The organism is Treponema sp. J25 (genome assembly GCF_004343725.1).
Classification (GTDB): domain Bacteria; phylum Spirochaetota; class Spirochaetia; order Treponematales; family Breznakiellaceae; genus J25.
In genome coordinates this window covers 75,697-97,166 of record NZ_PTQW01000005.1, presented here as the reverse complement: position 1 = coordinate 97,166, position 21,470 = coordinate 75,697, and the positions used below count along the sequence as shown (strand labels likewise).

Sequence of the window (21,470 nt, the reverse complement as noted above, 5' to 3'; positions counted from 1 at the left end):
TACTACACCACCAGGTTTTCCGATTCCCTGAGTTCTGCCTCCCTCCGGAACTGGGCCGCATACAGGTTAAAATAGAACCCCTTCTGGGAGAGTAATTCCTCGTGGGTACCCCGTTCCACAATGCGTCCCTGGTTAATGACCACAATCTCATCGGCATCCCGTATCGTAGAAAGCCGATGGGCAATGATAAAACTGGTTCGACCCGTTCTGAGGCGTTGCAGGGCCCGCTGAATATGGAGTTCCGTCCTGGTATCTACGTTACTCGTCGCTTCATCAAGGATAAGGATCGCCGGATCCGCTAAGATTGCCCGGGCAATGGTAAGCAACTGCCGCTGTCCCTGACTGATGTTCGTGGCGTCATCTGTCAGGACCGTCTCATACCCCTGCGGCAATTGACGAATAAAGGGGTCCGCTTCGGCGATTCGGGCTGCTTCTTCTACCTCTGCGTCGGTGGCAGAAAGCCGACCATAGCGAATATTTTCACGGATCGAAGCAGAAAACAGATAGGTATCCTGGAGCACAATTCCCAGGGAACGGCGAATAGTTTCCCGTTCTATAGTAGAAAGGGGTATGCCATCCACATAAATGGTTCCCCCATCAATATCGTAAAACCGGGCGAGGAGGTTAATAATCGTGGTTTTTCCTGCGCCGGTAGGACCCACGAGGGCGATGGTCTTACCTGGCCGGGCCTCAAGAGACACATCCTGGAGAACCGGCCGATCCCGTTCATACCCAAAAACTACCTTATCAAAGGTTACAAACCCCTGAACAGTCTCCGGCCGAAGGAGCTTTTCGCCATCCGATTCAGGGGCTACTTCTAGAATTTCCAGGACCCGCTCAGCCCCGGCAATGGCCGCCTGAATCATATTGATCTGACTTGCCACCTCGTTAAGGGGCCGCATAAAGTGCCGGGAATACTGGATAAAACTGGCTATTAAACCAAGTCCAAGGTATCCCTGCAGTGCAAAATAACCTCCCACGGCAGAAACAATGACAAAACTCAGGTTGTTTATCATGTTCATGAGGGGGCCCATAAGGCCAGAGAAGATCTGGGAAAGAATACCCGCCCGCCTCAGTTTTTTATTGATTGTTTCAAATTGAAGCACCACCGGCCTTTCCCGTCCATAGGCCTTTATCACCCGTTCACCGGAAATGCTTTCCTCTACCAGGGCATTCAGGTTTCCTAATTCCTTTTGTTGGGCAGAAAACACCTGCCGGGTATATCTTGAAACTATCGAAGTAATCCAGAACCCCAGAGGAACCGTCAAAAGGGTAAGCAACGTAAGGAGGGGACTTAAATAGAGCATCATCCCCACGGATCCCGCCAGGGTAATAATACTGGAGAAAACCTGAATCACACTCTGACTCAAGGTGGTGTTGATGTTTTCCACATCGTTGGTAAGGCGACTCATGATTTCCCCGTGGGGGCGGGTGTCAAAAAAACGGAGGGGTAGATTTTGAAGATGATAAAACAGATCCTGCCGGATATTCCGCACCGTATTCTGGGAGATCCGGATCATCCAGTAGTTTTGAAGAAAGGTAAGCAATCCTCCGAGAAGGTACAGGCCCAGCATCAAAAAGAGCAGAACCCGCAGTCGATCCATCTGGACCTGACCGGCTCCCCCCGCCATCGTATCCACCGCTTTTCCGATAAGATAGGGGCCAAGAAGGGTGATGACAGAACTTACGAGAACAAGGACAAAGATAAGAGAAAGCAGCCCCTTATATCGCCCCAGATAGCGCAAAAGGAAGAACAGGGTCTTCCTAAGATTCTTAGGTTTTTCTTTTGGGCCCAGATAGAGGGGCCCCGGGCCAGGACCGGGCCCACCTCTTCCTGGTCGGGGACCTCCCATGGGGAATGGCCCAGGAGCCAGAGAAGCACCATCCCTCGTTTTTTCAGCCATACAGGGCCTCCTCACCATTTCCCAACTGGGACTGATACATGTCTTGATACACCGGATTTTCTTTCAGGAGTTCTTGATGGGTTCCTATACCCACAATAGATCCATGCTCCAGAATGATAATCTGATCGGCCCCGATAACAGAACTAATCCGCTGGGCCACGATGATCACCGTGGAAGAAAGCCCCTTAAGGCCTTCCTGGATACGCGCCTCGGTGGCCATATCTACCGCGCTGGTCGTATCATCCAGTAAGAGAAGCGCCGGCCGCCGAACAAGGGCCCGGGCAAGGGCAAGCCGCTGCTTCTGCCCCCCCGAAAGGTTTACCCCCCGCTCTTCGAGAAGGGTATCGTATCCTGCGGGAAAGGACATAATAAAGTCGTGGGCCTGGGCTATCCTGGCGGCTTCAATAATTTCTTCGTCGGTGGCATCCTCTTTCCCCCAGCGGAGATTATCCCGAATGGTACCACTAAACAGGATGCTCTGCTGAAACACCATGCCGCACCGGGAACGCAGTTCATCCAGTGGATAGGAGCGGATATCCTTTCCATCCAAAAGAATTTGGCCTGACTCTATTTCATAAAAACGGGGGATAAGATGTAGAAGAGTGGATTTTCCCGCCCCGGTGGAACCCAGAATTCCCAGGGTCTTTCCTGCGTCCAGATTGAAAGAAACATTTTTAAGTACCGCTTCTCCCCCTTCCTTTCGATAGCGGAACGAAACTCCATCAAACCTAAGGGAAACCGCCGCAGGGACATTTTCTTTTTGAGGAGGAAGGGCTTTTTCAAGCCTTCGGGGGCCCACTCCGCCGGGGAGTGCGCCACGGAATGGTTCTTTTTCCCCCAGATATTCCTCTACCGGGGCCTGGAATATCTCCTGTATACGATCCGCCGAGGCCTTGGTCCGAGAAACGGCCATTATCGTAAAAGCAATCATGGTAAGGCTCATAAGAATCTGGGTCATGTAGGTAACCGCCGCAATTATCTCTCCCAGCGAAAGATGTCCCGTCTGCACCTCTATCCCTCCGAACCACAGGAGCGCCACGATGGTCACATTCATCATTAAAAAAAGGAGGGGGATGGTAAGACTTATCAATGTAGAAGCCCATACCGTTTGCTCCGTCAGGTCCTGGTTTGCCCGATCAAAACGGGCTTTTTCATAATCGGCTCGAACAAAGGCCTTCACTACCCGGACCCCGGCCAGATTCTCCCGAACAATCCGATTAAGGCCATCCAGTTTTTCCTGAACCTTCGTAAAAAGGGGAAAACCTTTTCCGATGATAAGCGCGGTGCCTCCAATCAACAGCGGGAAAACCACTAACAGAATCCGGGCCAACTTTCCATCAATATGAATAATCATATAGGTTCCCCCCACCACAAGGAGAGGGGCCCGAACCATCATACGGAGCATCATCATCACAAAGTTTTGAATTTGGGTCACATCGCTGGTTAAGCGGGTAATGAGCGAAGCCGGAGAAAAGCGATCCAGGGTCGTAAAACTAAAGGACTGGATACGCCGAAAGGCTGCTTGTCGCATATCACAGCCCATTGCCTGGGAACTATAGCTTGAAAAAACAGCACAACCTACCCCACCAAGCACCCCCAAAAAGGCAAGGGCCACCATAACAAGACCTTTGTGAAGCACCATCTCTAGGTCTCGATTTTTAATCCCCTGGTCCACAATTTGAGACATCAGGGCAGGTTGGCTGAGATCCGCCGCAACCTCCCCTGCCATGAGTAAGACCGCAAGCATCGCCGTAAACCAGTAGGGCTTTAGATAGCGAAGTATCACCCTCATGTGTGGTTTTGCTCCTTTTCGCTTCTTAATAAAAAACATCCCCTCCCTAAAAAGAGGGGCGTACCAGAGTTTCTCCTCCCGGGCATTTCCCGAAGAATGACGCCGGAGTTTATCCTCTTCTTTAGGGTAACGAACCGGAAAAACTATTTTTTACCAGGCCCCATGGTCCGGGGGAAAGCCTGAAAAGAGCTTTACCGTCTTTCCCCGTCTCGCTCCACCCTTAAAAAGCTTTTTACTAGGAGAGACTATAGGCCAGGGAGAAACAAAAAGGCAATACAAAAAAAGGAAAATAACAAAAATTTTAACTGGTTTAAAATTGCTTTTATGAGGTATAGATGAGGCAGAGAATGGCGGGCGTTGCTGGTCTTTTAAAATTCAGGGCAGGCGCCACCGGTATTACGTTAAAACACGCGGCAAACGCTGCCCGATTGAAAGGGTAACCCTCTCATCGAGACGTTCCCCTGTCCGATACTCCTGTCTCTTCAAGGGCATTTTTTCGGGCAATGAGATACAGCCCCTGGAGAGCAAGATAGGGCTCCCATCGATCAAAAGTATAGGTTCCCCTCACCGGAATGTCTTCGTAACAGCCGGTTCCCACAAGATACGGGAAAGGGGTTGTGGATTTGTCTATCCTCATATCCTGTCGTGACTGCGGTGAAGAGAGGGGGGGGCGGAATTCTTTTTTTACTTCCCTTGGCTCCCTGTCGTCGTTAGGGCCTTCTACAAGCTCCCGGGCTATCGCTTCGATAATCCGGTCCACAAGCCCTGCCCAGCCAATAAGGATACCCGCCCGGATTGATTCGGCCGTATTTTTATTAATCGCCGTGTGGGGGGTATCAAGCCGCACCTGGGGAATCTGGGCCGCCCGGAGGCGGAGATCCGCCACTGCCGCCTCAAGCCCGGGAGCGAGGGCAACCCCCACCAGGTCTCCCTGCGGGTTAAGCACCGTAAACGAAAGGACCGTGCTAAAATCCACCACAATACAGGGAGCTCCCACCAGAGTGAGGGCCGCTACGGCGTTACAGACCAGGTCGCTCCCCACTTCTGCGGGGTTATCCGTTCGGATACGCAGGCCCGTCTTGATTCCCGGCCCCACCAGGAGGGGCTCCCCTCGCCCCTGAAGGATTTCCCGCAAAGCCTGAAGCAATATGGGGGTAGCGGCGGGGACTACCGACGAAAGAATCGCCTGAGAACAGGAAATCGTATCAAGATGCCGTTCCTGGAACATGCCCCGGAGAACAAAGGCCCATTCATCGGCACTCCGCTCCACCATGGCAAGTCGAAACCGGGCCTTCCATTGTCCGTCAGGGGTGCAGACCCCCACATGGAGCCCGCCATTCCGAAGATCCACCGCCAGTATCATCCCGCCACCTCCCTTAGTCATAGGTTTTCAGGTTCATTACCAGTGGGTATGCTATGCTTCCCGGGAAAGCCGGGCCTTTCCCCCACCCCGGTCAATAGCCCAATAGGCAGAAACCACCGCCACCGTAAGAAGCGCCGCAACCAACGCTTCTGCTGGCCCATTACCCACCGCCACGGTCCAGATCACCTGCCAGGGGAAGAACCCAAAAAGGCCCAGGGCCCCCAACACAAGCACCGTATTGGTAAGGCTTCCGACCATTCCTGCGGCCCCAATGGCAAGGAATTTTCGAAGGTTCCCTGCCTTTTTTTCACTCTCCCCGGAACCAACAATTCCGCGGTATACCAGAAAAGCAAAGAGCCCTATCATAAGCCGGGGAACTATCGATATAAGGGGATTGGTAAAGGCCACATCCACTGGCCCCGTGGGGGCCAGCGCTGCCTGGAGCAGGCTAAAAAGGCCAAAGAGTCCCCCAATTAAGATCCCCACCACCGGTCCTTCCAGAATCGCACCGATGATAGCCGGCACATGCATAATGGTAAGGGATGCACCGGAAAACCAGGGGATAAATCCCAGTCGGGTGAGTCCCAAGACGATTGCCAGGGCAGAGAGAACCCCTGTCACGGCAATTTTACGAATCGGTAGGCGTGCCATATAAGCTTACCTCCACACATAGAATTGGTCCTGCCCTCTGGCAGGCAATGGTACACCCCTCGCTCTAGTATATCTCTTTAGAGGGGGATGGGCCATTCTTTTTATTCCTCCCACGGAGGATGTTTTCAAACAAGCGCAGTTCCATGGCCCGGGAAAGGGCTTCGGCCCGATCGAGGGCCCTGATAAAAAGGGGAACCGTCAACGCCAGGGCCGCTCTGATCCGTCCGGCCAGTTTCCAGCGCCCCTCGTAGCCCCCACCCCGCGAATACTGGGCTACCACAATCCGCTCAGCCTCTTCCACCAGAATAGGAATAAAATTAAAGGTTATCTGAAGCACCACGAGGATGAGGGGGACGGGGATTCCTAGATATCCCAGGGGGCGTAACAGTTTTGAAAGGGAACGCAGCATCTCATCGGGAGAAGTAAGGGCGGTAAAAAGACTCAGGAGCACCACAAAGGCCACAAAGCGCCCCACCATAAGGAGGGAACGCTCCAGTTCAAAGGTGGTAACATCCAGGAGCCACCAGCGCCAGAGGACAGCGCTCGTATCTTCGGGCCAGGAAAAAAGAAGTTGCAATAGAACCATAAAAAGAAGATAGGGAATCATGGGCCGAATATTCTTAAGGAGATAGGAGGGCCTTATATTTCCCAATAAGGCCCCTGCCACCAAGAAAATGGCGATACAGATGAGGGGATAAAGGGGCCGGGAACTGGCCAGAATAAAAATAAAACTGAGCACCGTAAGGATAAGCCGGAGGGAAGGAGAAAGGCTTCTGAGACGGGAAGGCCGATCCACAAAGAGCCCCATAGTGATGGTACGGAAAAATTCAATTCCCGTGGTTGTGCGGCTTCTCTTTTTTCTGGGTGCAGAACTCCCCTCAGGGGAGGTGTTTCTTTCCTGACCAGCATCACCGGCATCTCCAGCCTTAGCCCCGGCGTGATAGGATAGATCCTTTTCCGCCAAAGGATACGTCATTAGAGCCGGAGCATCATCCCCTTGAGGGGGGCGCATCCCCTCCACCGGAGAAATGGCGGGGGAAACAGCCGGGATCTCCCTTTCTTTTTCCGACGAGTAATCTCCCAGGAGCATATCTAGACATTCTTCTATCGAACAGGGTTCAAAGATGTGTGGCACCTGGGCATGCCAGGGTGAATCATGGATCAATGGTTCCCCTGGGTTGGGGCCTTTTTCCCCTGTTCTAGAAAAAAAGGAAGAAAGTTCTTCGGCAAACCGAACAATCCAGGGCCGTTCAAGTTGCCAGGAGGGGTCCCAAAGCCGATAAAACAGTTGTCGGGGAGCTCCTATTTGTACTAGGCGGCCAGCCACCACCACAGCCACCTTATCAAACTGAAGGGCCTCTTCCAACGAGTGGGTGCTTACGATCAGGGTTTTCCCCTTTTCTTGCAATGTTCGTAATAAAGAAAGCACCTCCTCGGTTCCCCTTCCATCCAAAGCGGCGGTGGGCTCATCCAGAAGATACACCGCCCCATCCATCGCCAGCACCCCCGCGAGGGCAACTCGGCGCTTTTCCCCTCCCGAAAGTTCTCGACACCGCCGATCCTTATACAGATTAAAATTAAGTCCCACCTGTTTCATTGCATGGGCAACCCGCTCCAGAAGGGCCTTTCCCTGGAACCCCAGATTTTGGGGACCATAAGCTATATCATCAGCCACGTAGGGTTCAAATAGGGCCCGTTCGGGATGTTGAACCGCGAGAATCACCTTTTGCCGCAGCCTTCGTAAAGAGACGCCGGGATCCAGAGGATTTTGATTCAAAACCCTAAGGGTCCCGGTAGTGGGAAGCAGAATAGCGTTCAGATGTTTTAAAAAGGTGGTTTTTCCGGCTCCGCTGGGCCCAATAAGGGCAAGGCTTTCCCCGGGATAGACTGATACACTACAGTCTACAAGACCAGCGGTTGCAAAGGGTGTTCCTTCACCATAGTGATGCCCCAGGTGCTGAACTTCGACACAGGGGGAAGGGATATTCTCAGAAAGGGGGCCTTTTTTACTGAAGGACAGGGATTCTTTCCCCGGGGTAGAGCGAAAGCGGGACCACCGTTCCCGGGCAGTACTCCAGGCTTCTACATCATCAAGATAGGGCACCAGGGCATGGGCCACGTCAGAAGGTGCAAGGGAAGAAGTCGAAAAACCGGGAAATAGCCGTTGCAAAGAGCGCACCATCGAAAGGGCGTGTCCCGGTCGAAAGCCCCAGTCGTACAAAGAGGGGTGACCAACCAGGTCCCAGGGATCTCCATCAAACACTAACTGACCTGCGGATAGAACCAGGCACCGGGTACACCGCAGGGCCTCTTCTAAGCGATGGGTTACCTGGATCACCGTCCTTCCCTGTTGCACAAGGGCCGCGAGGATTCCGTCGATCCGTTCCTGATGGAGACCATCCAGCATAGAGGTCGCTTCATCAAGAATAAGAACCGCGGGATCCATGGCGAGGACCGCCGCAATAGCAAGCCGCTGGCGTTCTCCGCCGGAAAGGAATTGGGGCGGCCTCGCTTTAAGTTTTTCTAAACCCACCAGATCCAAAGCACTCTGCACCCGCCGCCGGACCTCCGCCTCGGCAAGTCCCAGATTTCGAGGTCCATAGGCTATGTCTTCTTCTACTACGGCCCCCACAATCTGTTCATCCGGATCCTGGGAAATCATCCCCACCCCTCTATGGATAGGGGGGCGATCCGTCTCTCGAGCAGGATCTAACGGTTCAGGACTGAGCCCATGGATGTGCACCGTCCCCGGAGGTGGCGAAAGGAGACCGGTAAGGCACCGCAAGAGGGTGCTTTTCCCCGATCCATTAGCGCCCAGCAGGGCAATCCGTTCTCCCGGCCCAATACTACAGCGTATTCCCCGCAGTTGCCAGGGGCCTTCATTTTCCTCCCTTACATCAGGGGAATTCTCACGGGAATAAGAAAAACTTAGATTCCGGATCTCGATACGGACCGTGCCGTTCATTCCGGTTAATTGAGAAGGAATAGTGATATGTTCCATATACTCCACGTCCCGGTCCCTACGGATCCAGGCGCAAAACTATAGTATGACAAAAGAGAGCGACCTGTCAATTAGGGAGCCCAATACCAGCGACTACCCAGCATCATGTGGAGTCCCTGGGAAAAACCATAGCTTCTCTAAATTTTTATTGTCCCCCTATCCACTACCATATTATTCGACACAATAACAGATCTTACTTCTTGCGGGGTATATGTCGAGCATCCTGTTATTAAAACCGCCACACCAACTTTACATAAGGAATCACATAGCTATCGGTGCTAGTATAGGTAATATACAAGGGGGTGCCATCGCTCAACCTATCCCCTCCGCCTCCTACATCCACTATTATAAGAGAAAAGGCTTCCACGCCGAGGACAAGGCCACTTTTCATTTCATCATCAAAGGGAAAAAGCTGTTGATACAGGCCATAGAGTTCAAAGGCGCCGGCGGAATTGGAAAGGAACTGGTTCTCCTGAAACACGGAACCCATACCAAGGCCGATTTTCCAGCAATTTTGCAAGGGGTCCCCAAAGGCATTTCCATTATACACTTCACCCCCAAAGAGAAGTCCCATATAAGTCGTAGGAAGCACCATGAGAACTTCGAGTGAGTCATAGGTATTTGGATCCTGAAGATACAGCTGAGAGGGGGCCACATAGTGCACTCCGTGGAGGGAGAGGAAATAACCACCACTCAACGTGGAGGGGGTATCCACCAGAGGAGCCACAAGGCCAAGCTGGAAATCATGCACCCGAGCCCCCGTGGTGATGGAGTTGCCAATCTTTAAGATAGTATAGTCCCCTTGTTCATCAAAATAATAAATCTCCGGAGGCTCAAGAGCATACATCCACGGATCAGAATCATCTATTTTCACGGTCCACCGCATGGTCCGGTATTTGTAGTGAAACTCGGGATACAAAGGTATAGGCAGATTCCAGCCAAACCATCGTTCCACATGGGAATTGAGGGGACTCCCATACAAATCCAGTTCCACCCCCCCATAGGTGACGCCGGTCTTTACCGAAAGATCCCGGGCAAAAATCCCCCATGGGTCGAGGAGCTTATCAGTAAAGATAGAGAAAATTCCCCTCCATCCAAAGATGTTATTGATCTCTAGCTGGGTCCGAAAAAAGAAGGGATTGTCCCGTTCCGTTATTGTGTCCGTAAGTCCCGACTGGCTCAAGTCATCCCGGTACCATATGAGAAAATTGGCACTCCCTGTTACCGCCCCTGAAATCTGGGCATGAAGCGAAGGAAGGGCCGTTAAGAAGAAACCCATTAATAAGAGAACTGAAAAAACAACACGGCTGCTTCGAGGCATAGATTCAACCTCCAGGGCCAAAGGGTATCGTTTGCCCCTAGCGAATAGCTAAAGGCCATGAGCCCCCAGTCTGATATGGTTCATCGCCACCTCCTTCTTTATTACCCTTAAGGTTCTTGCTTCATAAAAAAATCGGTATCTTTTTTCACGATACTACGATTATTTTTAAATGCTAGCTTAGACGTCCCCCTGGTAACCATCACAGAGAGATCTCTTTCTTTATGGAGATTTTGTAAAATTTTTATAACACATTTTATAAAAAAAACAAGTTTTACCATGTCTTTATTTTGAAATAAAAAGGCCTTAAAGAAAGGGCTTTCACAATTATTTAAATCTGGTTATGATACAGTTAATCTATCTCTAAAGACAAGCATACCTTTTTACAACAGTTTGAAAAAAGGCACAAAACATCATGCAACAACACAAAAAATGGTCTTTCCCTTCTCCTCGGTGGAAACAGACCTTATACGCCACCTGGATAGCCGAACTGCTGGCCCTTACCGGTTTTTCTACCTCGAGTCCTATTATCCCCTTCTTTCTAGAAGATCTGGGAGTCAAGGACTCAGGGCAGTTGAAATTTTACACCGGCATGGTCCAGTCCCTGCCCGCGATAGCAATGGCAGTAATGGCTCCCCTCTGGGGCGCCCTGGCGGACCGGAAGGGCCGTAAACTGATGCTCCTTAGGGCCATGTTTGGGGGGACCATCCTCGTTGCCTTGCAGGGGCTTTCCCAGACCCCCGAACAACTCCTGGTTTTTAAAACCCTGCAGGGGGCGGTAACAGGAACCATCGCGGCAGCCATGGTACTCGTAGCATCCATTAGTCCCGAGAAAGAACGGGCCTACGCGTTGGGGCTCCTCCAGATGGCCGTGTTTCTCGGTAACTCCCTGGGCCCCCTCCTTGGAGGATATATATCCGATAGTTTTGGACACCGGATAAATTTCTTTATTACCGCCTTTTTACTCTTCCTCGGAGGATGCATCGTCCTTTGGGGAACCGAGGACCCCTTTATACCCCCTCAAAAACAGCAAAGCGCCCCTAAGGGAAAAAGGTTCTTTTCTCTCCGTTCCCTGCCAGCGCCGACCCTATTCACCATCATCACCCTGCTTGCCATCGTGGCCATTGATCAGATTGCAGGGAGTATTACCGCCCCCTTTCTCCCCTTGTTCATCAAAAACCTATCCCCTGATGGAACCCGGGTGGCTTCCGATACGGGTCTTATCCTGGGTGTGGGGGCCCTCACCAGTTCCATTGCGGCCGTATGGATCGGAAAAATAAGTTACCAGGTAGGATATCAGCGGCTTCTGTTGGGCTGCCTTCTCGGGGCCGCCTGTACCACCATTCCCCAGGCCCTTGTCACCAACCGCGGTCAACTCCTTGTTCTTCGGGCGTTAAGCAACTTCTTTCTGGGGGGGACCATGCCGACGGTAAATGCCCTCCTTACGGTATATAGTCCGCCGGAAAAACAGGGCAGCCTCTATGGGATCCGCAGTTCCGTTGCTTCCATAGGAGCGGCGGTCGGCCCTCTCCTTGGTTCGGTCATCGCCATTGGCATCGGCTTTCGCGGAGTCTTTGTCGCTACGGGGGCTATCCTTGGCGGCGGGGCCCTTGCCCTGAGGTGGTACGTCCGGGGAGCCCAAGTGAGGATCCGTTCCTCCACCGAAGAAAAACCGGAGGCCCTCCCTAAAAAGGGGTAGAGCCAGGGGGCCATCTATAAAACAAAAGGGGGTGTGCTGGCGCCATTCCACAATGTGGTAGCCCCTTCAGGAAAGGGGCCGCCGCCGTCTCTTTTCATATATATACAAAAGAGGATACACCCAATTCCTCTACAAATTCTTAGGCCGGCCATCCCTAAAGATGAGAGCATTATTAGAGGGAAGAAGCGGACTTACCTCTATTCCTCTTTCGATTTTAGAACCGAGAGGAAGGCGCTCTGGGGGAGTTCCACCTCACCCACCATCTTCATGCGCTTTTTCCCTTCCTTTTGTTTTTCCAGCAGTTTTCGTTTCCGGGTGATGTCTCCCCCATAGCATTTGGCGAGTACGTCCTTTCGGTAGGCATTCACCGTTTCTCGGGCGATAATCTGGCTTCCAATTGCCCCCTGGATAGGGATCTTAAACTGATGTCGGGGAATTTCATCCCGGAGCCGCTCACAGACAGTCCGGGCCCGTTCATAAGCGTTTCCTTTAAACACAAGTTGAGAAAGGGCGTCTACCGCCTTTCCATTGATAAGGATGTCCAGTTTTACCAGTTCCGTCGGTTTATACCCTATGATATCGTAATCAAAGGAAGCATAGCCCCGGCTTATACTCTTTAGTTTATCGTAAAAATCGAAGAGCACCTCCGCCAGGGGCATCTCGTAGATAAGTTCTACCCGTTTTTCGTCCAGGTAGGTCATATTGGTCTGGATTCCCCGCTTTTCGGTACAGAGGGTCATAATCGCCCCGAGGTACGTACTGGGCGTAATGATAGAAGCCCGAATATAGGGTTCTTCGGTAGCTTCGATCTGGGCCTCATCGGGATACTCACTGGGGTTATCGATATAGAGTTCCTGGCCGTTCTTAAGATGAATTTTGTAACGTACCGACGGGGCAGTAAAGATGATGGACTGGCCGAATTCCCGTTCAAGCCGTTCCTGGACTACTTCCAGGTGCAAAAGGCCAAGGAACCCACAGCGGAACCCAAAGCCCAGGGCCACCGAAGAGTCCTTTTCAAACACCAGAGATGCGTCGTTTAACTTTAATTTTTCCAGGCTATCCTTAAGTTCCTCGTAATCGTTGGAATCCACGGGGTATATCGACGAGAACACCACCGGCTTTACCTCTTTAAACCCCGGCAAAGGCTCCGCGCAGGGGCGTTCCGCATTGGTGATGGTATCTCCCACCCGAACGTCGCTCACGGTTTTAATACCCGCAATAACGTAGCCCACCTCTCCCGCACTCAGCATATCCCGTTCTTCCAGCACAATCTTAAAGATCCCCAGGTTTTCCACCTCGTATTCGGCGCCGCTGGACATAAGCCGGATCTTCATACCCCGCCGGAGTTCCCCATCAAACAGGCGGATATGCACCACCACGCCCCGGTAGGGATCATAGTGACAATCAAAAATAAGGGCCCGCAGAGGGTTTTCCGCTGCCCCCTTCGGAGCCGGGATGCGATGCACAATCGCTTCAAATAGTTCATCTATCCCGATGCCCTGTTTTGCAGAAACCAGGAGGGCATCCCGGGAATCGAGCCCCAGGTCATGATCTATCTGAAGCTTCGTGTTTTCGATATCCGCGGCGGGCATATCGATCTTATTGATGACCGGAACAATTTCCAGGTTATGTTCCAGGGCCAGGTACATATTCGACAAGGTCTGGGCCTGCACCCCCTGGGTAGCATCGATAACCAGCAGGGCCCCTTCGCAGGAACTGATGGCCCGGGAAACCTCGTAGGTAAAGTCCACGTGGCCAGGGGTGTCCACAAAATTAAGGATATACTCTTTTCCGTCCAGGGCGGTATAGGGAATGGTCACGGCCTGACTCTTAATAGTGATTCCCCGTTCCCGCTCAATATCCATATTATCCAGGATTTGGTTTTGAAAATTGCGCTCATCCACGATACGGGCCTTCTGGATAAGCCGATCTGCCAGGGTGCTTTTCCCGTGATCGATATGGGCGATAATACAAAAATTGCGGATCCTACTGATATCGTTCATATGGCCGGACTATAGCGTACTTTTGGCGATTACTCAACCCAGCGGCCTCTAAAGCTCCTCCTACAATTAAAATAGGCCCTCCCTCCCAGCGACCGATGTGTCAGGAAAAACGGGAGCCTCTTATGCGTCACCTGAACCAGGTAACCAGCACTGTGGGTGAGGAGGGACCTCATATCACAAGTCTAGGCCTTTTCCAATTGGGAAAGCCGCTTTAACAGTTCTTCATGGGAAAAGGGTTTTTGCAAAAAATCAAAATGGTTAGGGGGAGTAAAAAGAGAAAGTTCCTTCGGCTTGTTTTCATTTTCATAACCTGAAATGAACAAAACCTTAAGATCGGGGTTTTTTTGTAAAAGACGGTCCGCTAGTTCATAGCCCCCCATATGGGGCATTACCACATCGGTGACTAACATAAAGGCTTTTTCCTTTTCTGCCAGGATGAGGGCTTCTCCAGCGTTGGAAGCTTCTACCACTCGATAGCCCCACTTTATCAGAAGGCGAGCAATAAGGGCCCGCAAGAAATCATCGTCTTCCACCAGTAAAATAGTGCCCGTATGGGTTTCTGGCTTTTCGATAGGAGATGATTCCGGGACCAGAGAAGCACCACTTGCAACATGGGGGAAATATAAAGAAAAAACAGTACCCCTTCCAACGGTGCTATCCACGGTGATATGCCCTCCATTTTTAGTAACAATGGCATACACCGTAGACAAACCCAACCCTGTTCCATTGTTTTTCTTTTTAGTGGTAAAAAAGGGCTCAAAAATATGGGACAAATTTTCTCGGGGAATTCCGCAACCGCTGTCTTTTACGGAAATACGAACCCAATCACCCGGTGAAAGGCAAAGGGGACTGCCTGTCCCATCACAATGAATATTAGCGGTTTCAATAACAATAGCCCCTTCTCCATCAATCGCATCTCGAGCGTTAACCACCAGGTTAACAATAACCTGTTCAAATTGACCAGGATCCAGAGAGATATAGGGAGATTGGGCTTCGAGGTAATAGGTAAGACGGATGGTTTCAGGGATAAGCCGATCTATCATTTTCCGTACCGTTTCCAGGGCGTGATGCACATTGATAAGCTGATTTTCCACAGGCTGCTTCCGTGAAAAGGTTAAAAGCTGTCGAGTAAGGCTGACGGCCCGCTGAGAAGCCGCCACAATTCCATCTACCTCTTCTTTGAGCAGGGGATTATCTTTGACTTCCTCCAGAAGAAGATTACTATACCCCATGATGGCGGTAATGATATTGTTAAAATCATGGGCGATCCCTCCGGCCAGGCGCCCCAGGGCTTCCATTTTCTGGGCCTGCAGAAGTTGGCTTTCCAGTTCTTTATAGGCAGTCATATCGACCACATACCCCTGAATGGTTTGTTCTTCGGTAAAAGGGTCCCGAAAAACCGAAAGGGTCATAAGCACCGACAGCGGTTCTCCGCCTTTTGGCATGAGTTCCATTTCTTTAGTTAAAGGATTTCCCTCTTTTTTTAAAGATTCTATCATTTTTCCAAGGGTACCCTTCTGAAGAACGAAATCATACAGCGAAGTCCCCTTTAATTCTTCCTTACTACTACTTCGGATAAGATTAATAAAAGTGGCATTACAATCCACAATAAGCCCTTTGCTCGTCGCAATAAAATTAGCGGTAGGGGCTTCTTCAAACAATTTTCGATACCGTTCTTCACTCCGTTGGAGCCGCAACTCCATCTCGTGCCGGTACAGGGCCAGTTCAATTACAGTACGCAGTTCCCTATCCTCAAAGGGTTTCACGATGTACCCAAAGGGAAAACTCTCTTTTACCTGGTTCAGGAAAGGGTCATCCGTATAGGCAGTAAGAATTACCACTGGAATATGGAAACGGGTATAAATAATACGGGAAGCCTCAAGGCCATTCATGGATCCCTGCAACTGGATATCCATCAGAACAAGCTGGGGTTTCTCCTGCTCACAGAATTCGATGGCCTCTTCAGCCTTTGAAAAAATACCTCCCACCCGATAGCCATACCGTTCAAGATGACGTTTTATATCGAGGGCCACAATATGTTCGTCTTCGCAAATAACAATAGAAATCTCGTGATTCTCCATAACCTTTTGTATTCCATTTCCTATTATTTTACTTGAGGACTATCAGCAAGGGTCCCCTCTTCCTTTCCCTGTACTTTTACACATCCTTTATAGTGCCTGTTCCAGGGCTCGTTGCAAATCCAGAAGAATAATAAAGCCCCCTTCTCCCTTTCCAATTCCAGCGATCAATGTTCCATCTATTCTATGGCCAATAGAAGGACGTTTATCGATTTGATTTTCCGACAGGGTAAGTACTTCGTACACCTTATCGGTAATAAGGCCCGCCGAAACCATCTCTTTATTAAGAGAAAGTTCCACAATGAGTACCACGAACTCTTTTGTAAGATCCGTCTCTCCTATCCTCAGGATCCGCCGTAAATCCAGTACCGGCACCACGGTCCCCCGGTGATTCATAACCCCTCGAATAAAATCGAGGCTATGAGGAACCGGAGTTATGGTAGCACCCTCCAGGACTACCTCGACCCCAGCCACAGGAATACCGTATTGTTCCCCTTCGCATTCAAACGTAACATAGGTAATCTCTCGAGCCATAAAAGCCTCCACCCCCTCTCCAAGGCCATCTTATCGGGGTTCCCCTGGCCCCCTCAAAGGCACGAATAACTCCGAACAACTTCAACTATCCTATAATCTTCTTTACCACCGCCAGTAGTTTTTCCGCATTAAAGGGTTTTACAATCCAGCCGGTGGCGCCCGCTTCTTTTCCTTCATTCATTTTACTTCCCTGAGATTCAGTGGTAAGCACAATAATGGGAAGGAATTTGAACCGTTCATGCTGACGAATCTTTTTAATAAGGGTAATCCCATCCATGTTGGGCATATTGATATCCGTAATCACCAGGTCTACCCTATCCATTTTTTCCAGCACCGACAGACCCTCTAGGCCATCAGTGGCCTCTGCAATCTCATAGCCATCCTGCTGAAGAATATACACAATACTCTGGCGTATCGCCGTGGAATCATCCACAATTAGAATCTTTTTTGCCATACCGGACCTCCCTGTTGGATATTACTGAGTAAAACGGAGCACTTCTCCTGCAATTTTTTCGAGAGGAAGCACCACATCGACTCCCCCTGCCTTAATCGCCTCCTTAGGCATCCCAAAGACCACACAGGATTGCTCATCCTGGGCAATCGTATAGGCCCCCGCATCATGGAGTTCCTTCATACCCCGGGCGCCATCGTCCCCCATGCCGGTCATAATTACCCCGATCGCGTTTTTCCCCGCGTAGCGGGCGGCGGACCGAAACAATACATCCACACTGGGCCGGTGCCGACAAACAAGGGGCCCGTCTTTTACTTCTACATAATAGCGGGAACCGGCCCGTTTTAACAGGGTATGACGATTCCCCGGTGCAATCAGGACCCGCCCTCGCAGCACCGTATCGTTATCTTCCGCTTCTTTCACGGTAATTTTGCAGAGACCATCCAACCGGTTAGCAAAGGCCCGGGTGAAATGCTCAGGCATATGCTGAACGATAACCATGGCGGGGCCATCCTGGGGAAACATAGAAAGAAATTCCCGCAATGCTTCCGTTCCCCCTGTTGAGGCTCCTACCACCACCACTTTTTCGGTGGTTTCTATAAAAAGATGTCCCCGATCTGGCCTAGGAAGCATCACATCGGCCGTTAATTTGGGCTGGACCGGCGGAACCGCCGTCATTCCTAAAGGAAGCTTGCGGAGCCGGGCCCGGTAGGCCGCTTTAACCACATCACAGAAACGAATCTTCGATTCTTCCAGGAATTGCTTTGTCCCCAGTTTAGGTTTCTGAATGATATCGATGGCCCCAAACTCCAGAGCCTTAAGGGCATTCTCACTGCCCTCTTCGGTTTTAGAAGAACAAATTACCGTGGGAATGGGATCTGGTCGGGACATGATTTCTTTGAGAAAGGTAATTCCATCCATTCGGGGCATTTCGACATCCGTGATAATCACATCGGGCCGTTCTTCTTCAATCTTTTTTAAGGCGAAGATGGGATCCGAAGCCACCCCACTTACCTTTATGTGAGGATCCGATTCCAGGACTTCTCGGAGGGTTTCCCGCACAATAGCTGAATCATCCACAATCAATACTTTAATGATAGGAGCATTCATTCGTTATTACCTCTTCTGGTAAACCGTGGGGAACAGAGCTACCAACGGTAGATCAAAGCCCGTAATAGTTTCCGAGTGCCCTAAAAAAAGGAATCCCCCCGGCACAAGGGTTTCACAGATTTTCTTAAGGATATCCTCCTGCACCTTTCGTTCAAAATAAATGATCACATTTCGACAAAACACAATATCAAAATAGGCTTTCCAGGGATATCGTTGTTCCATCAAATTAAGTCGCTCAAAGCGAACCTTTTCCCGCAGTTCCTTTTTAACCCGCACCAGGGCCTGGCTGGGATCCTTGCTTTTAAGGAAATACCGCTTTTTATACTCATAGGGGAGAAAATCAATGCGTTCAGCCTCATAAATGCCTTCAATAGCCTGTTCTATGGCCCTATTTGAAATATCCGAAGCTACAATCTCATAGGAAAAAGCCGGGCTACTTCGGCGATATTCTTCCATTACAATCGCAATCGTATAGGGTTCTTCTCCCGTGGCACAACCGGCAGACCAGACTCTGAGGGGACGCCGGAGGTTTTCACAGAGTTCCGGTAGACAGTTTTGTAGTAAAACATCAAAATGGTCTGCCTCCCGAAAAAAATCGGTTTTATTGGTAGTAACCGCATCGATCATGTGGGGAAGTTCCTTTTGTTTCCCTTCCTCGCTAAAAACAAAGTCAATATATTCTCCATAGGAAGTAAATTGATGGAGCCGAAGGCGTTTATACAAACGACTTTCGAGCATAATCTTTTTCGCCGGGGGCATGCGAATCCCCAGTTCCTTTTCCACAAAAGAACTTAATATCCTGAATTCTTCTTTGGTCATGGGAACGACCGGAGAAACATCAAAAATAGAAAAGGTCCCCGAATTTGTGTCCTGCGCCACCATAGAATTCGTTATTTAGCTTCCTCCATTTTTTGAGAATACTGGCACAAGCGGGGAATATCGATAATAAGGGCAATACTGCCATCCCCCAGAATACTTGCCCCTGAAAAAATCGGTACATTTTTAAAAAGGGGACCGAGGGGTTTAATAACCGTCTAATTATCCCCAATAACCTGATCCACCACAAAGCCAATTCGTTTTTCCATCAAGGTTACCACCACTATCTGTTCAATGTCGGGCACCTCGCCCTCGATATCCAGCACTGTCCTGAGGGTAATAAAGGGCAGGATCATATTTCGATAACTGAGCATGGCCCGATGTTTTTCCAGATTACTCCGCTCAACGGAGGCAATTTCAATACATCCATCTACCGCCGAAAGGGGAATGACAAAATTCTCCCGCCCTATGCGAACCAGAAGCCCGTCAATAATGGCGAGGGTAAGGGGGATCCGTAACGTTACAGTGGTCCCCTTACCCTGGGAGGACTCAATACTCACCATACCGCCCAGGGATTCGATATGGCGCTTTACCACATCCATACCCACACCCCGGCCCGAAACGCTCGTGACCTGGGAAGCGGTAGAAAAACCAGGGGCAAAGATACACTGGAAAATTTCCTCATCCGAATAATTGGCCCCCCCATTCAAAAGCCCCTTTTCAATAGCCTTTTCAAGGATCCTTTCCCGATTAAGGCCTGCCCCATCGTCACTTACCTGAATAAGCACATAGGCCCCCGAATGAAAGGCCGAAAGCCGAATGGTTCCCCGGAGGGGCTTTCCTCGGGCCTGGCGATCCTGGGGCTTTTCAATACCATGATCCACACTGTTGCGAATAATATGTACCAGGGGATCGTTCAATTTTTCTATTACCGTTTTATCAAGTTCCGTATCGCCCCCTTCGGTAACAAGATCGATCTCCTTACCCAGTTCCTGAGAAAGGTCCCGCACAAGCCGCCGGAACCGGCTAAAGGTAGTACCAATGGGGAGCATCCGAATTCCCATGGCCGTATCCCGCAACTGAGCAACCAGGCGTTCCATCTGCTCCGAAAGGGATAGGAGGTTCGCATCCCGAATTCCTGAGGAAAGGCTTGCCAGGCGGGCCTGGAGGGTAACGAGTTCTCCCACCAGGTCTACGAGGGTATCGAGGCGCTCGCTCGAAACCCGGATGCTATTGGTAACCAGTTCTTGCCGTTCCCTTACCTGTTTAAGGTGTTCCTGTTCCAGAAGGGCGCTGCGCACATCCTCCTCGGAAACAAGATTTTTTTCTACCAAGAGTTCCCCTAGGCGTTTCTTTTCAGCCTCTAAAGATTCTATAGTGGTGGGGGACGTTACTCCCCGTTCCACTAGAATTTCCCCGAGCCGTTTTACATTCCCTTCTCCTTCTTTCTCTTTTTCGGGTACGGGGACCCTTTCAATCTTGATGTCCGCCCGATCTTCTACAAAGATAAACACATCCCGGATGGCATCTTCCCCTTTATCGGTGGTCAACGTAATATCCCAGCCCACAAAACATTCTTCTTCATTCAATGATGATAGGGGAGGAATGTTCTGCTTCCGGGCTATAAGCGACATGGTTCCCAGACGACTTAACTCATCGAGAATCAAAAGCAGATGAACCCCGCTTTTAAAAATATCCCGATGGGGAAGGAACTGGATCCGATAGGTTTCTATAGAACCATGAGGAGTACCCCCCGGGACAGTACCGGTTTCAGAAAGAGACGGGGTGTTACCGGCGACGGCAGAAGAAGCATGGCTGGTATCGACTACAGCAGAAGCCCCACCGGGGCCTTCTGCAGACTGGACATTCCCTTCCGTGGGAGGGACGTTTAGAACTGTTGTTTTTTCCCCACCTTTCTTTTGTGAAAGCTCTTCTATATGCTGTTTGAATCGCTCTGCAAAGGCCAGGGCCTGTTCCAGCACCTCCTGCTTTTCTTCCTTAAGCAGTTCCTCGATAAAATCCCGGGCCTCTAGGGTCATGGAAATAAAGGTCTTATCGGGCACGAAGGCACCCTGCCGAAGAAGCTCCATGAGGGATTCCATTTCGTGGGTAAAATGGGCTATTTTTTCAAAACCAAACATGGAGGCCGAGCCTTTAATAGTGTGCATGGTCCTAAAAATACTAGCAATTACCTCTGCGTTTGTGGGGTCCTGTTCCAATTCCAAAAGGGTGTCTTCCAGTTGGGAGAGTAATTCTACGGCCTCCTCTTTAAAGGCCTCCTTAAATTTCTCTATCATAGAAATCCCCTTTATCCTTTCTGGATCGCACACCAGGCCTTCGATTCTTCGGTGAGTGGATCACAGAGAAATCCACTGAGTTCGATGTTCCGATAACAACCGGGGGATACCTTCCCCGTGATGGTAAAACGAATACCCCGGGATTGAGCCTCTTTATGGGCCGCATATAAAAGTTGAATGATGGGAATATCGATTTCTTCTACCAGCGTCAGATCTACGGTTATGTTCTGAAAGGAATCAAAGGCTTCGAGCAAGGACTCCTTACAGTGCCGGGCCCGGGAGATATCAAGGCTCCCTTCCCATTGTAGCATTTCCACTTCCTCGTTGGTATTCATAGAAATAAGTATAAGGGATACCGAAGAAAGTGCAAGGGAAAAGAGAAAGGTATCTTCCCCTTAAAGAGGAGCCCCATGGTTGTTTATAAATATGTGCTTTTCAGCGGGCTTCCCAGGA

14 protein-coding genes and 1 pseudogene are annotated in these 21,470 nt (G+C 50.4%); 1 reads left to right on the top strand and 14 read right to left on the bottom strand.

Going from position 1 to position 21,470, the window contains the following annotated elements:
* Positions 1–2 precede the first annotated feature (2 nt).
* The 6 genes from C5O22_RS01435 to C5O22_RS01410 form a co-directional block, all read right to left on the bottom strand.
* Positions 3–1,904: an ABC transporter ATP-binding protein gene (locus C5O22_RS01435; protein ID WP_132779415.1), complete on the bottom strand. Its 1,902-nt coding sequence runs from the start codon at positions 1,902–1,904 to the stop codon at positions 3–5.
* On the bottom strand, positions 1,897–3,696 hold the full coding sequence (locus tag C5O22_RS01430) for an ABC transporter ATP-binding protein (RefSeq protein WP_132779414.1): 1,800 nt from the start codon (positions 3,694–3,696) through the stop codon (positions 1,897–1,899). The genes C5O22_RS01435 and C5O22_RS01430 overlap by 8 nt, the downstream gene beginning before the upstream one ends.
* A gap of 445 nt (positions 3,697–4,141) precedes the next feature.
* Entirely contained in the window at positions 4,142–5,059 is a 918-nt protein-coding gene (locus tag C5O22_RS01425; protein WP_165910357.1) for a type III pantothenate kinase, read from the bottom strand.
* A 51-nt stretch (positions 5,060–5,110) separates the two neighbouring features.
* On the bottom strand, positions 5,111–5,710 hold the full coding sequence (locus C5O22_RS01420) for an ECF transporter S component (RefSeq protein WP_132779412.1): 600 nt from the start codon (positions 5,708–5,710) through the stop codon (positions 5,111–5,113).
* A 64-nt stretch (positions 5,711–5,774) separates the two neighbouring features.
* Positions 5,775–8,711, bottom strand: a complete 2,937-nt coding sequence (locus C5O22_RS01415; RefSeq protein WP_132779411.1) for an ATP-binding cassette domain-containing protein — start codon at positions 8,709–8,711, stop codon at positions 5,775–5,777.
* A gap of 229 nt (positions 8,712–8,940) precedes the next feature.
* Positions 8,941–10,032 (bottom strand): hypothetical protein, encoded by a 1,092-nt coding sequence (locus tag C5O22_RS01410; RefSeq protein WP_132779410.1) that lies wholly within the window; start codon positions 10,030–10,032, stop codon positions 8,941–8,943.
* A 412-nt stretch (positions 10,033–10,444) separates the two neighbouring features.
* On the opposite strand from C5O22_RS01410, the gene C5O22_RS01405 reads away from it, so the two are divergent.
* Positions 10,445–11,728 (top strand): MFS transporter, encoded by a 1,284-nt coding sequence (locus tag C5O22_RS01405; RefSeq protein ID WP_132779409.1) that lies wholly within the window; start codon positions 10,445–10,447, stop codon positions 11,726–11,728.
* A gap of 197 nt (positions 11,729–11,925) precedes the next feature.
* On the opposite strand, the gene lepA is transcribed toward C5O22_RS01405, so the two are convergent.
* The 8 genes and pseudogenes from lepA to C5O22_RS01365 all read right to left on the bottom strand — a co-directional run bounded on the left by lepA (position 11,926) and on the right by C5O22_RS01365 (position 21,352).
* Positions 11,926–13,731: a translation elongation factor 4 gene (gene lepA / locus C5O22_RS01400; protein ID WP_132779408.1), complete on the bottom strand. Its 1,806-nt coding sequence runs from the start codon at positions 13,729–13,731 to the stop codon at positions 11,926–11,928.
* 182 nt (positions 13,732–13,913) lie between these two features.
* Positions 13,914–15,812 (bottom strand): ATP-binding response regulator, encoded by a 1,899-nt coding sequence (locus C5O22_RS01395; protein WP_132779407.1) that lies wholly within the window; start codon positions 15,810–15,812, stop codon positions 13,914–13,916.
* Between the two features lie 87 nt (positions 15,813–15,899).
* Positions 15,900–16,343 carry a chemotaxis protein CheW gene (locus C5O22_RS01390; protein WP_132779406.1) on the bottom strand — a complete coding sequence of 148 codons (444 nt, stop codon included), beginning with the start codon at positions 16,341–16,343 and terminating at the stop codon, positions 15,900–15,902.
* A gap of 85 nt (positions 16,344–16,428) precedes the next feature.
* A complete protein-coding gene (locus tag C5O22_RS01385) occupies positions 16,429–16,797 on the bottom strand; it encodes a response regulator (RefSeq protein WP_132779405.1) in 369 nt (122 codons plus the stop codon).
* A gap of 21 nt (positions 16,798–16,818) precedes the next feature.
* Positions 16,819–17,904, bottom strand: a complete 1,086-nt coding sequence (locus C5O22_RS01380; RefSeq protein WP_132779404.1) for a protein-glutamate methylesterase/protein-glutamine glutaminase — start codon at positions 17,902–17,904, stop codon at positions 16,819–16,821.
* A gap of 6 nt (positions 17,905–17,910) precedes the next feature.
* The gene (locus tag C5O22_RS01375; RefSeq protein ID WP_243692841.1) at positions 17,911–18,786 is read right to left on the bottom strand and encodes a CheR family methyltransferase; all 876 of its coding nucleotides are present in this window, start codon (positions 18,784–18,786) and stop codon (positions 17,911–17,913) included.
* 8 nt (positions 18,787–18,794) lie between these two features.
* Positions 18,795–21,017: pseudogene (locus C5O22_RS01370) on the bottom strand (chemotaxis protein CheA).
* An 11-nt stretch (positions 21,018–21,028) separates the two neighbouring features.
* Entirely contained in the window at positions 21,029–21,352 is a 324-nt protein-coding gene (locus C5O22_RS01365; protein WP_132779403.1) for an STAS domain-containing protein, read from the bottom strand.
* Positions 21,353–21,470: the final 118 nt, after the last annotated feature.